We start from the raw sequence: 12893 nt of genomic DNA, 5'->3' as shown, positions 1-12893 counted from the left end.
TCCATGCCGACCGCGACGCGCCCCCAGAACGCCACGCTCACGGGCACGCTGCCGCTCGATCGCCCCACGGCGGAGCGGCCGCACCGGCTCTACGTGGCCACCTCGAACCACTGCAACCGCTCCTGCCCGTGGTGCTGCACCTGCTCGTCGCCCCGGGGGCAGACCTTCCTCGCCCTCGACCGCTACGTCGCGAGCTTCCCGGCCGAGGGCCCCTTCGAGGTGCAGCTCGAGGGCGGCGAGCCCACGATCCACCCGCACTTCGACGAGATGGTCCGCCTCGCCCGCGCCGAGCCCCGCTGCGCGCGTGTCGTCGTGGTGACCAACGGCGTCGAGATCCCGCGCGATCCGGCCGGGCTCGACGCCTGGCTCCAGAAGCTCGGCGAGCCCGCCACGATCAAGCTCTCGGTGAACCACCACCTCCTCGAGAACGACGGCGGCCTGCTCGCCCTCGCGCGCGCCCTGCGCGAGCAGCTCTCGGCGCTCGGCGGCGATCGCCAGCTCGTCCTGAACGTCCGGCTGCGCAAGACCGAGCCCGACGGCGACGCGTGGGTCGTCGAGGCGGTGCGCGACGCGGGGCTCCTCGAGCTCGCCAACGTGTTCCACCTGCAACGCTATGGCTTCGCGCAGAAGCGCGAGGACTGGGACGAGCCTTTCCTCGTCGGGACCCACTTCACGATGCTCAACCCGGACGGCAGCGCCTTTGGCCCCGACCTCGTGGCGCGCTCCGACGCGATGAGGAGGCTGCCGTGAGCGCCCGTCCCTTCCGCGAGGAATGGCGCCGCCTGAAGAGCCGCGCCTTCGATCTCAAGGGCAACAGCACCGCCGGCGACACGGTGCGCTTCGACCTCTGGGGCCAGCCGATCGAGGTCTATCGCAACGCGAACTTCTCCATTTACAGCCGTCAGCCCTGCAACGCGAAATGCCACTTCTGCGTCGAGGAGCTCAGGCCCGCGTCGCGCGGGCGCAGCCTGTCGGTGCAGAAGACCGTCGAGGAAGACGACGGGCGCTATTTCGACGCCATGGCGGCGTCCCTGGAAGCGCTCCGGCCGCTCGATCCGACGGTCTCGGTGACCGGCGGGGAACCGAGCCACGATCCGCGATTGCCCCGCATCCTCGCGCTCGGGCAGGCCCACCGGGGCCGCAAGCGGACGCTCACCACGAACGGCTCGGGGCTGCTCCAGCAGCGCGAAGGAAAGCGGGTGATCGACTGGATCGTCGACACCGGCATCCAGCACCTCAACATCAGCCGCGCCCACCCCGATCACGACAGGAACGCACGGCTGATGGTGATGAAGGACGGCCTCCGCGCCGACGAGCTGCGCGGCGTCGTGGCGGCGGCGACCGCGGGCGGCACCCGGGTGCGCCTCTCCTGCGTGCTCCTCGACGGGCAGATCAACGCGGTCGAGCCCATCGTCGATTATCTGCGCTTCGCCCGGTCGCTCGGCGTGGACAACGTGATCTTCCGGCAGCTGATGAAGACCGACCCGGCCGCTGTGGTCGAGAACCACGTCGTCAAATACAGCGATCGCGCGCGCGTCCGCCTCGAGCCGCTCCTCGACGCCCTGAGCGCCGACGCGCGGTTCTCGTTCGAGCGGCAGATCGTGGGTTATTACTACTATGTCGAGGTGTTCCGCTTCGAGGACATGGATGTCGTCTTCGAGGAGGCCGACCTCGCCCAGCTCGAGGAGACGAAGCGCTCGGGCCCGGGCATCGTCCACGAGCTCATCTTCCACCCCAATGCGAGGCTCGCCTCGACCTGGCAACCCTGGGGCGGCGTCCTCGGCCCTCCTCCTTCGATGCGCGCCTCGCTGACCACGTCATGACACCGCTCATCCTCCCCCTTCCATACATCGGCCGGAACCTGCTCTTCCTCGAGGAGGTCCTGGACGAGCTCGAAGGGCGCGGCACGCCTCCCCCTCTCCTGTTCCGCGCGAGCGAGGCGGACAAGCTGGCTCGCCTCCTCGAGCACGGCACCGACCGCGCAGGATACCCCGGAGAGAGGGCCTGGACCGACGGCCCGGATCAAGGGCGGCCGATCCGGCACGAAGACGTGATCTTCGCGACGACCGAAGGCGAGATCCGGAGAGGGGAGCGGGAGCCCGAGCGGTCCACGTCGCTCAAGAAATTCGCCGTGATCGAGCGGCCTCTGTTCATCGCGCACGACGCCCGCTGCTTCGTCGAGCTGTGCGACCGGCAGTACGAGTACCGCGATCCGGCGCAGAAGCGAGCAGCGCTGCTCGCGCTGTTCCCGGTGACGAGGGTCGCGCCCATCCAGGGCTGGTTCTCCGAGGAGGACGGCCTCGCCTACCGCGCGCTGGTGCGCCCCCTCCGGGGCGGCGCGATGGTCGAGGTGGGCTCGTGGAAAGGGCTCTCCACGGCATACGTCGGGCGGCTCGCCGCGAGGAACGGGGTCGCGCTCCATTGCGTCGACACCTGGGCAGGCTCGAGCGACCAGTACGCCGACAGGTATCGCGCCATGCTCGCCGCCGAGGACGTGCCCGGCGCGTTCAGGGCGAACATGGCGGCGCTCGTGATCCAGCCAGACGTGCTCCGGATGGCGTCCACGGACGCGGCGGCGCGCTTCGCCGACGCCAGCCTGGATCTCGTGTTCCTCGACGGCTCGCACGACCGCGCGGCCGTGCTCGCCGATCTCGAGGCCTGGTGGCCCAGGCTCAAGCCGGGCGCCGTCCTGGCCGGCCATGACCACAACGAGGATCACGCGGGCGTCATGGAGGCCGTCGCTCACTTCATGTCCCGCGCCGGGCGGGCGATCGAGCGCGGCGCAGGCTCGTTGTGGTGGGCGCGGCGCTAGGTGGGATGGTGATGGGCAAACCTCTCTTCGTGGCGACAGGGGCCTATTCGTGCGGCAAGACCACGACGCTCCGTCACCTCGCGTCCACGCGGGGCTACCGCGTGCACGGCGAGGCGCACCGGCGCGTGCTCGACGAGCTCGGCGCGCGCACCCACGGCCACGCGCCGGACGCGCCGTTTCACCCGATCGACGCGCCGGAGCACCTCTGTCCGATGTGCCGAAAGCGGGAGTTCGCCGCGCTCGTGCTGGAGGCCCAGAAGAAGATCGAGGCGGACGCGCAGGGTGGAGACTGGCTGGAGCGCGGGTACCTCGATCCGGTCGAGTACTACCTGCGCACGAGCGGAGAGGCGGAGTACCCCTGGCCGGAAGGCGAGCCCGCGTTCGAGCGCTATGCGCTGGTGTTCCTGTTCGCCGTGATGCCGGAGCTCCAGGAGCCGCGCTGGGGCAAGAGCAGAGAGGCGCGTGCCGCCGAGGCGGCGCGGATCAACCAGCGGCTCGGCGCGCTCTACCGCGCGGCGGGCTTCGAGGTGATCGACGTCGGCCCCGGCACGGTCGAGGATCGGGCGGAGTTCCTGGCGAGCCGCGCGCGGCTCATCGAGCGTGCTATCCTGGGCGCGAGCCCATGGTAGCCGCCGCGCACATGCCGCTTCCGTCCTCGACCGCTCCTGCGGGGGAGCAGCGGTTCGTGATCCACGGCGTCCCCTGGCAGACCTACGTGAGGCTTCGGGACGAGCTCGACACCCCTGGCCTGCGGATGACCTTCTGCGAGGGAACGCTGGAGCTGATGAGCCCGTCGACCGATCACGAAGTGGCGAAGACGACCATCGCCCGCCTCATCGAGCTCTTCGCGCTGGAGCGGGACGTGCCTCTCTACGGCTACGGCTCGACCACGTTCCGGCGCGAGGCCAGGTCACGCGGCCTCGAGCCCGACGAGTGCTATTGCGTTGGCGGCACGCTGAAGGAATTCCCAGATATCGCGATCGAGGTGGTGTTGACGAGCGGCGGGCTCGACAAGCTGCCTGTGTACAGCGGGCTTGGCGTCCGCGAAGTCTGGTTCTGGGAGCGCGACGCGTTCCACCTCCATGCGTTGCGAGGCGAGCAGTACGAGCCCATCGCGGCCAGCGAGCTCATTCCGGATCTGGATCTCGTCGCGCTCGCGCGCTTCGTGCGCTGGCCGGATCAACACGAGGCGGTCAAGGCGTTCCGCAGCTGGCTGCGAAACGGAGGCTGAGGCCGCCCCGCCGTCAGCCCACGGCCATGCCCGGCGCGCCAGGGCGCATGGCGCGGCGGCGCGGGGCCCTCACCCCTCCGCGACGTCCTGAGCGAGCCGCACGTCCTTGAGCTCCGCGCCGAGCAGCTCGATCGCGGCCGTGACGAGCGGGTGGTCGGCCACGGCGCGCTTGGCGGCCTCGATGCGGGCCTTGCGCTCTGCGGTCTCGACCTGGGCGAGCGACGGGCCGGCGCTGCCGCGGGTGATCGTCTCGAAGACCAGCTCGGCGGGGGCGCCGAAGTGGGAGCCGAGGACGCGGGCGAGCAGGTCGCGGGACGCCGGCTCGGTGGCCTGGCCGGACAGGAACGAGTTCGCCTCGTAGCCGAGCGCGACGCGGGTCGGCGTGAGCTCCAGCACCGCCGCGTGCTCGAGGACGGAGGCGAGCGCTGGCCGTTGCACCCTGACCGCGGCGATCACCGCGCGCCATGTGGCGAGGTCCTCGGCGCTCATCGATGGCGGCGGCGGCGCGCTCGACGCTGGCGCCGGGCTCGGCGCCGAGGGCGGCGCGCTCGACGCTGGCGCCGGGCCCTGCGCCGAGGGCGGCGCGCTCGACCTCGGCGCCGCGAACGGCGGCGCGCTCTGCGGAACGGAGTAGAGCGCGCCGCGCGGCGACGGTGGCGGAGCGCTGTCGGCGCGGTACGCGGGCGCGACCGCGCCGCTCGCGTACGGCGGCGCCTTCGCGAAGGCCGGCGCGGCGCCGCCGCTCGCGAAGCTGGTCGCGGCGCCGTGCACGCCCGGCGCGCCGTTCACGAAGGGGACGACGTTGGCAGCCGACGTGCCGCTCGCCGCGACACCGCCGTTCGCCGCCATGCCGCCGTGCGCTCTCGCCACCCCACTCCCGCCCGGCGCGCCATAGACGGCCGCCGCACCGTTCGCTCGCGCCACGCCGTTCGCCGCCGCGCCAGTCACCGCCACGCCGTTCGACGCCGCGCCAGTCACCGCCACGCCGTTCGCCGCCGCGCCAGTCACCGCCACGCCGTTCGCCGCCGCGCCAGTCGGTCTCCCAGCCCCGCCCGCGCCCGCCGCGCCGCTCGCGAAGGCGACGCCGCTCGCCGGTGCGCCGGTGGCGGCCGCGCCGTTCGCTCTCGCCACGCCGTTCGCCGCCGGCGCGCCATTGAACGCCGCCGCGTCGTTCGCTCTCGCCGCGCCGGCTGCCGCCGCGTCGTTCGCTCTCGCCGCGCCGGAGGCGCGCGCGTCCTCGGGCGCAGCCTCGGCCGATGCCGCCCCGCGCCGGGGCGCCGCCGCTCCGCCGGACGGCGCGCCGGGCCGCTGCGGCCCGCGCTCCGGCGCGCCGCCACCGCCACCCCCGCCGCCGCCTCCGCCGTTCAGGCGCCGCTCGAGATCGCCAAGACGGCGCAAGAGCTCGTCGATCGGCAGGAGCGGCGGCCTCCGGGCGAGCCGGACGAGCGCCATCTCGAACGAGGCGCGCGGCTGGCCGCTCCGGGCGATGTCGTCGAACGCGCGCGAGAAGCCCTGGTGCAGCCGCGTGAGATCGTCCGCGTCCGCCCGCGCCGCGAGCGCGCGCGTGTCGGCGACCTCCTCGTCCGCGAGATCCAGGAGCGGCGCCGGATCCTCGCAGACCTTGGCCACCACGAGATCGCGCAGGTGCGCGAGGAAATCGCGGGCCACGTGGGGCAGATCGTACCCCTCCTGCGCGAGCTCGCCGACGATGCGCACGCACGCCGCAGGGTCGCCGTCCACGAGCGCACCCGCGAGCCGGTGCAGCACGACGCGGTCGGCGACGCCGAGCACCTTCGCCACCCCCTCGGCCGTGATGCGATCGCCGCTCGTCCCCACCCACGCGATCACCTGGTCGAGCAGGCTCATCGCGTCGCGCATGCTCCCCGCCGCCTCCCGCGCGAGCGCGCTGAGCGCCGGGTCGTCGGCGGGGATCTTCTCCTGATCGAGCACCCAGCGGAGCCGCGCCGCGATCGCCTGCGCCCCGATGAGCTTGAAGTCGTAGCGCTGGCACCGGCTCAGGATGGTGACCGGGACCTTGTGCACCTCCGTCGTCGCGAAGATGAACTTCACGTGCGGCGGCGGCTCCTCGAGCGTCTTCAAGAACGCGTTCCACGCCGCGTTCGAGAGCATGTGGACCTCGTCCACGATGAAGATCTTGAACCGGTCGCGCGCCGGCCGGTACGGCAGGCTCTCCTGGAGCTTGCGCACCTCGTCGACGCCGTTGTAGCTCGCGCCGTCGATCTCCTGGACGTCGACGTCCGCGCCGACCGTGATCTCGGCGCACGGCGCGCACGTCTGGCAGGGCGTCGCCGTCGGCCCGTGGACGCAGTTCAGCGCCTTCGCGAGGATGCGGGCGCTCGTCGTCTTGCCGACCCCGCGGACGCCCGTGAAGAGGAACGCGTGGGCGACGCGATCCCGCGCGATGGCGTTGGCGAGCGTCGTGGAGACGTGCTCCTGTCCGACGAGATCCTCGAAGGACTGCGGGCGCCATTTCCGCGCGAGGACGACGTAGCTCATACGCTGCTCGACTAGCACCTTCTCGCGGGCGCGTCGCCGCGGCTGTGGCCGGTACGGAAGTCGCCCTGCATTCCGGAGAGTTTGCCAGAATTGCCGCACAAAATGCACCCCGCCCGCGCCGGGGCCGGAACCGGCCGGAATCGGCCGGAACCGCGCCACCGCACGCGCCAAGAAGCCCTGGAGAGCGCGCCAACGAGCCCCCTGAAGAGACGGAGGAGCCCGCCCGCGGCGGGCGGCCCCGGAGGGCGACGCCCGTGGTGCCGCGCGCTGCGTCGAACGGCCGCGCGCTGCGTCGGCGGGCCGCGCGTCCAGCGCCCCTCCTCGTCCCCCTCCCCCTCCCCTTCACGGTTGCGGCGCGGCGCGGTTCACGGCATAGACGCCGATCTGAATATGCAATTTCGCGGCGGAATGAACGAGCTGGTTCGCCAGGCGGCGCGCGTGCAGCGCAAGATCGACCAGGTGAAGGGCGAGCTGAAGGACCGCGAGGTGAGCGCGACCGCCGCCGGCGACAAGGTCACCGTCGTGGTCTCCTGCGAGGGCAAGGTGCGCCGGATCGAGGTCGACCCCGCCTTCCTCGCGAGCGAGGGCCTGGAGATGGCGCTCGACGCCATCGTGGCCGCATCGAACTCGGCGCTCGACGCGGCCGACAAGCTCGTCGAGACCGAGATCACCAAGGTGACCGGCGGCGTCAAGCTCCCCGGCATGCACACTTGACGGCGTTGCGTTCCCCGGCGTCGCTCCCCGGCTCCTCGAAGGTCCCGAACGGCGACCGGGGCGCGCCCGCGGCCGGCTTCCGGAGCGCGCCCGGCGGCCTGCCCGGCCGGCTGTCGCGGGTCGCCCAGCTGCTCGCGCGCCTGCCGGGCGTTGGCGAGAAGACGGCGCAGCGCTTCGCCCTCTTCCTCGTGACCGCCGGCGAGGAAACCGCGCGCGACCTGGGGGGCGAGCTCGTCGAGCTCTGTGATCACATCAGGCCGTGCATCCGGTGCGGCCACATCGCCGAGCTCGACGACGGCGGCCGGGCGCTCTGCGCCATTTGCCTGGATACGCGGCGCGACGGCGCGCTCCTGTGTGTCGTCGCGCGCGTCCAGGACCTCCTGGCGATCGAGCGGAGCGGGGCGATGCGCGGGCGGTACTTCGTGCTCGGCCGGCTCCTCTCGCCGCTCGAGGGGGTCGGCGCCGAGGAGCTGCCGCTCGAGGCGCTCCGGGCGCGCGTGCGCGATCCCGAGCAGCCGGTGAGGGAGGTGCTGGTCGCCACCCCGCCTTCCGTCGACGGAGAGGCGACCGCGCTCCTGCTCGCGCGGGAGCTCGGCGCGATGGGGATCCAGGTCACGCGGATCGCCAGCGGCGTGCCGCACGGGGGAGATCTGGAGTTCGCCGACCAGGTGACGCTGGGGCGAGCCATCGAAGGCCGGAAGAGCTTCGGCTAGCAGGAAACGCGAGAATCGGCTCCAGCCCACGAAAGCGAGGGGCGGAGCGGGCGGGCGTTCTTCACGCCGAAGCGCTCACGAACTTCAGAGGTCGACATGTCCAGAATCGCCATCACATCCGATCAGGCCCCGCGCGCCATCGGCCCCTACTCGCAGGCCGTCAAGGCCGGAGACCTCGTGTTCTGCAGCGGCCAGATCCCGATCGATCCCGCGACGGGCGAGCTCGTCGCCGGGGGGATCGAGGAGCAGACGGCCCGGGTGATCAAGAACCTGACCGAGGTGCTGTCCGCGACCGGCGCGAGCTGGAGCGACGTGGTGAAGACCACGATCTACCTGACGGACCTCGCGGATTTCACCATCGTCAACCAGGTGTACGGAGCAGCCGTCGGCGGCGTGCTGCCCGCACGGGCGACGGTGCAGGTGGCGGCGCTGCCCAAGGGCGCCGCCGTCGAGATCGAAGCTGTTGCCCATCTTTCGCGATAATCGGGGAGCCGCGGCCGCGGTCCCCATCTCCACTATGTCCCCGGGAGCCTCGACATGAGCACAAAGAACGAGAGCGAGAGCACGGAGCGGACCGCCAGCGCAGTTCCCGAATCTGCGCGCGAAGGCGCCCCCGATGCAGAGAGCGGAGACAAGCCGCGCGCGCGGAGGGTCGTCCGCTCGGCGAGCACGTCCGTCGGCGCGAGCGGCGCGAGCGGCGTGAAGCGGACCGACGAGCCCTCCGAGGGCGCGTCGGCGCAGCCCGCAGGCGAGGCGCCGCGTCCCTCGTCGAAGGCCGCCGCAAAGGAACCGCAGGGCTCGCTGCTGGACCTCATCGCGCCCCGCAAGCGGCCGGCGCTCGCAGACGCGCCGCCGCCGCCGACGACCGAGGACGCCGCGCCGCCGCCGGCCGCCGCGCCGCGGGTGGTGCGCGACTACCGCGCGCCCAGGCCCGAGCGGCCCGCCGTGGCCTCCGGCGGGCCGAGGCCCGACCGCGGGCCCAGGCCCGATCGCGGCCCGCGCCCTGACCGTGGACCGAGGCCCGACCGCGGGCCGCGCCCCGACCGCGGGCCGCGCCCCGACCGTGGACCCAGGCCCGAGCAGGGCCCTGGAGCGGCGCAGGTGGCAGGCGCAGAGCAGGGCGCGAGGCCCGACCGCGGGCCGCGCCCCGACCGCCCCTGGTCCGACCGCGGGCCCAGGCCCGATCGTGGGCCCAGGCCCGACCGTGGACCGAGGCCCGACCGCGGGCCGCGCCCCGAGCGCGGGCCCAGGCCCGACCGTGGCTTCTCGGCGCGGCCGGGAGCAGAAGGCGGGCGGCCGCAGGGCCCCGGGGGCGCCGAAGGACGAGCGCCCGCCGCGGCGAAGCAGCAGCAGAGCGACCGGATGGTGACCGTGGTCGGCCAGGGCGCGACCGCGACGGTCGTGACGGGCAAGAGCGCCCGGCAGCCGCAGGGCCCGGCCAAGCCGGCGCACCTCCTCTTCGCGCTCCCGGCCGCCAAGGCGAAGCCGGTCGCGACCGCGGACAAGCCGGCGCTCACGGCGCGCGAGGCGCTCGGCGCGCGCACCGCGAAGGCCCAGCAGGCCGCGGCCACCGCGAAGAGCAAGGCCGAGAGCGGCGCCCGCCCGGAAGGCAGCCCGAGCGCCGGGGCGGCGAAGGTCGACTTCGACGCCGAGGTGCTCGCGGCGGGCTGGGATCGGGCGCTCGAGGCGCTGAAGTCGGCGGGCGACGCCGCGCCGGCGCTCGTCGACGCCTGGCTCGGCGCCTCCAACGCGGAGGCGATCGCGGCGGCCGCCGAGTCGGAGGACGCCTCCGGCGCGGCGCGGAAGGCGGCGCGGCGCGCGCTCAACGTGATCAAGTCGCGCGGGGTGACGATCCCGACGCGCCCGCGCGTGGTGCGGCTCGCGGAGGAGCGCGCCGAGGTGGTCGAGGCGACGCTCATCCCGCCCGACTCGAGCGGGACCGAGGCCATCGCGATCACGAGCCGCGACACCAGCGGCCGCTACCGGATCGCCGAGGTGATCGTGCGCGACTCGGTCGGCGTGCTGCACGCCGGCGCGGGGTGGCTCAGCGGCTCGCAGATCAAGGAGGGCCGCGCGCGCGCGTACGAGAACCTGGGCACGGCGCCCGTGCCGGTCTCCCTGGAGTGGGCGCGCCACCGGATCGCGGCCGCGAAGCGGCAGAACGCGGTGTCGGGGCAGGTCGTGCCGCTCGGGCTCGAGGGGTGTCGCGATCTCATCGAGCCCGCGCCGGACGCCGAGCCGAGGCACCCGCTGGCGGACCTCGAAGAGAGCCTGACGGACGAGCTGGCGACGGCGCAGATCGCTGGCTCCGCCGCGCTGCACGAGGAGCCCGAGTTCCGGCACTGGCTGCCCTCGCGGCCGGCGCTCGACGAGCTCCTGCAGAAGGTCGGCCAGCGGCTCGGTGCCGCCGGGATGCGCGATCCCGGGCTGGTGAACACGGCCCTGCGGGAGGAGATCGACCTCGCGACCGACCGCTTCTTCTCGCCCGAGGTGCGCGGGCAGCTGGCGACGCGGATGCGAAGCAGCGCCGTGTCGCTGCGGGCGCGCAAGGGCGACGCGGCGGCCACCACCGCCCTCGCCGTCGCGCGCGCCATCAAGGAGGCCGGGCTGATCACCTCGCCGCCGCGGGAGATCCCCTTCCTGGCGGCCTTCTTCCAGAAGGCGCTCGGCGTGCTGGCGCAGCAGGGCGGCGGGCAGCTGCGGATCCCGGTCCCGGCCGGCGCCGTCCCCCCCGCGAGGGACGCCGCGGCGGGCGGCGAGGAGCCCGCCGAGGGCTCCGGCCCCGAGGCCCAGCCGTCGACCGGCGGCTGATCGGGAGCGCCGGCCTCGCCGGCGCGCCGGCGACGCGAAGCCGGTGACCCAAGGACCAGGAGGCGAGCCCGGGGCGACCCGGCGCTCGCCTCTCGGCTTTTGTCCTGGTGGAGCTACTTCACCGCGATGGTGATGTCGCCGTTCTCGGTGAACAGCTCGAGCAGGCCGCCGTCGCCGTCCCCCATCGTGTACGACGTCGCGCTGCCCTCGCCGGCGGTGGCCCACGTCGAGGGGATGCCTTGCTCCACGACGTCGCCGTTGAGCGTGTGCGCGGTCATCGTCCCGTCCACCCCGGCCGGCACCGCGAGCTCGATCGCGCCGTTGCCGGAGCTGATCGCGCCATCGGAGGCGCTCCACGCGTCAAGGTCGACGAAGACATGGCCGTTGTCCGTGGCCACGTCGATCGCGCCGCGCGCCCCGACCACGTCGATGCTGCCGTTGTCGCTCACCACGGTGGTGCCGCGGGACGGGGCGCCATCCAGGTCGATCTCGACGCCGCCGTTGTCCTGCTCGACGCGGAGCCCGCCGTCGAACGCGGCGGGCAGGACGACCTGGATGTCGGCGCCCAGCCCTCCCCACCCGCCCGAGACGCGCCGCGTCGAGATCACGACATCGCCGTCGATGATCGCGGCGAGCTTGAGGTCGTTCTCGATCTCCTCCACCGCGACCTCCCGCTCGTCCTTCTTGCGCATCGTGAACGGGGAGAAGCTGACCTCGACCTCGCTCACGTCCCCGGTGACGACCTCGACGTCCCCGTTCTCGCTCACGATGCGGACGCTCTGGGTTGGTAGGTATTCGACCCGAGCACGCTCCTTGGTGCCCTCGTAACGCACGAGGGTCTCGGCGGTGATGGAGTTGTCGTCGATGCTCAGGGCACACCCAGCCGTCGCTGCAGCGGACACGGAGCACACCAGGAAGCAGGCGATTCGAAGCGAGCGATTCATCATGGATTCCTCTCGGGCAGATTGTACGGCGGGCAAAGTGCGAGCCCCATCCGACCCGCGCAGGGAACGTGCCGACCAGTTCCTTGGACGCGCGCTCCGAGCGGCACGTCATGGATCGCAAGATTTCGACGCTGTCGAGCCGGGCCGCAGCGGGCTCAGGGCGTCTCCCACGGGAGGGGCATCGCACCAGCGCCCACCCTCCTGCGGAAAGCCGCATGCAGCGCCCGGGTCTTCGGGCCGGGGACACCCGCGCCGATCGTGTTGGCGTCCACGCGAACGACCGGGACGATCTCCCGGAGGCTCGAGGTGATGAACACCTCCTCGGCGGCGAGGAGCCGGGCCATCGTGACCGGCTCGCAGCACACCGGCATGCCGAGCTCGCCCGCGACGTGCATCACGTGGGCCCGGGTGATGCCGACGAGGATCCCTGCCTCCTTGGGCGGCGTGATGAGCAGGTGCCCCGGGTCCTCCGCGCCCTCGTGCGCCGCGGGTCGCCGCTCGACAAGGAAGACGTTGGACGTCGTGCCCTCGACGACATGACCTGACGGGTCGAGGATCAGCGCCTCGTGCGCCCCCGCGGCCCGCGCCTCGCGCAGGGCGAGCAGGCTCTCGAGGTAGTTCGAGACCTTGGCGCCGGGCGCCGCGTCGCCGGCCCGCTGGGTGCGGATCGTGATGACCGACATCCCCTCTCGGTAGAGCCCGCCAGGCAGCGACTTCAGCGGCTCGACGAGGATGACGCGGAGGGGCGCGCCCGCGAGCGAGGGATCGAGCCCGAGCGGGCCGCTGCCGCGCGTCAGCATCACGCGGATGGTGCTCTCGAGCGGCGCGGCCGAGCCCGCGGCGGACGCCGAGCCCTGAGCGCCCGCCGAGGCCCCGGCGCTCCCGGCCGCCGTCGCTGCCCGGAGCAGCGCGACGACCTCGCGGCCGAGCTCGTCGCGCGGGATCGGCAGGGCGATCGCGATCCGCTCGGCCGAGCGCTCGAGGCGGGCGAGGTGCTCTTCCAGAGCGAACGGCTCGCCGCCGTAGGTGCGGATGGTCTCGAAGACGCTATCGCCGTAGAGGAAGCCGCGGTCGTAGACCGAGACCCTGGCCTCCTCCGGCCGGTGGATGACACCATCGATGCTGACTAGCCGCGTCACGCGGCGAGATTA

At 73.2% G+C, this 12893-nt stretch carries 12 protein-coding genes; 9 read left to right on the top strand and 3 right to left on the bottom strand.

All coding sequences use genetic code 11. The features are described 5' to 3' along the window. The first annotated feature begins 3 nt into the window (after positions 1-3). Genes WMF39_RS01430 through WMF39_RS01410 form a run of 5 tightly spaced genes read left to right on the top strand, consistent with a single transcriptional unit; the run spans position 4 to position 4043 of the window. Positions 4-750 (top strand): radical SAM protein, encoded by a 747-nt coding sequence (locus WMF39_RS01430; protein WP_437743762.1) that lies wholly within the window; start codon positions 4-6, stop codon positions 748-750. Then, positions 747-1823, top strand: coding sequence for a radical SAM protein (locus WMF39_RS01425; RefSeq protein WP_437743761.1), 1077 nt, complete (start codon positions 747-749; stop codon positions 1821-1823). The genes WMF39_RS01430 and WMF39_RS01425 overlap by 4 nt, the downstream gene beginning before the upstream one ends. Further along, positions 1820-2812 carry a class I SAM-dependent methyltransferase gene (locus WMF39_RS01420; RefSeq protein WP_437743760.1) on the top strand — a complete coding sequence of 331 codons (993 nt, stop codon included), beginning with the start codon at positions 1820-1822 and terminating at the stop codon, positions 2810-2812. Before WMF39_RS01425 ends, WMF39_RS01420 begins: the two co-directional genes overlap by 4 nt. An 11-nt stretch (positions 2813-2823) precedes the next feature. Next, entirely contained in the window at positions 2824-3441 is a 618-nt protein-coding gene (locus tag WMF39_RS01415; protein ID WP_437743759.1) for an AAA family ATPase, read from the top strand. Beyond that, positions 3435-4043, top strand: a complete 609-nt coding sequence (locus WMF39_RS01410) for a Uma2 family endonuclease (protein ID WP_437743758.1) — start codon at positions 3435-3437, stop codon at positions 4041-4043. The genes WMF39_RS01415 and WMF39_RS01410 overlap by 7 nt, the downstream gene beginning before the upstream one ends. Positions 4044-4112: 69 nt before the next feature. Here WMF39_RS01410 and dnaX read toward each other — a convergent pair whose 3' ends face one another. Beyond that, positions 4113-6560: a DNA polymerase III subunit gamma/tau gene (dnaX, locus tag WMF39_RS01405; protein WP_437743757.1), complete on the bottom strand. Its 2448-nt coding sequence runs from the start codon at positions 6558-6560 to the stop codon at positions 4113-4115. A 390-nt stretch (positions 6561-6950) separates the two neighbouring features. On the opposite strand from dnaX, the gene WMF39_RS01400 reads away from it, so the two are divergent. The 4 genes from WMF39_RS01400 (at position 6951) to WMF39_RS01385 (ending at position 10798) form a co-directional block, all read left to right on the top strand. Next, positions 6951-7274, top strand: a complete 324-nt coding sequence (locus WMF39_RS01400) for a YbaB/EbfC family nucleoid-associated protein (RefSeq protein ID WP_437531181.1) — start codon at positions 6951-6953, stop codon at positions 7272-7274. Between the two features lie 98 nt (positions 7275-7372). Then, complete coding sequence (recR, locus tag WMF39_RS01395) at positions 7373-7987, top strand: recombination mediator RecR (protein ID WP_437747936.1); 615 nt, start codon at positions 7373-7375, stop codon at positions 7985-7987. Positions 7988-8083: 96 nt separating this feature from the next. Beyond that, a complete protein-coding gene (locus WMF39_RS01390; RefSeq protein ID WP_437743756.1) occupies positions 8084-8470 on the top strand; it encodes a RidA family protein in 387 nt (128 codons plus the stop codon). 54 nt (positions 8471-8524) lie between these two features. Then, positions 8525-10798: a hypothetical protein gene (locus WMF39_RS01385; RefSeq protein WP_437743755.1), complete on the top strand. Its 2274-nt coding sequence runs from the start codon at positions 8525-8527 to the stop codon at positions 10796-10798. A gap of 113 nt (positions 10799-10911) precedes the next feature. Here WMF39_RS01385 and WMF39_RS01380 read toward each other — a convergent pair whose 3' ends face one another. Further along, positions 10912-11745, bottom strand: coding sequence for a hypothetical protein (locus tag WMF39_RS01380; RefSeq protein ID WP_437743754.1), 834 nt, complete (start codon positions 11743-11745; stop codon positions 10912-10914). 152 nt (positions 11746-11897) lie between these two features. After that, complete coding sequence (locus WMF39_RS01375) at positions 11898-12881, bottom strand: aminotransferase class IV (RefSeq protein WP_437743753.1); 984 nt, start codon at positions 12879-12881, stop codon at positions 11898-11900. Between the last annotated feature and the right edge of the window lie 12 nt (positions 12882-12893).

The sequence above is a fragment of the Sorangium sp. So ce1504 genome (assembly GCF_051521635.1).
GTDB classification, from domain to species: Bacteria; Myxococcota_A; Polyangia; order Polyangiales; family Polyangiaceae; genus Sorangium; species Sorangium cellulosum_B.
Note: the sequence above shows the minus strand (reverse complement) of the source record. Positions and strands in the feature narration are given on the sequence as shown.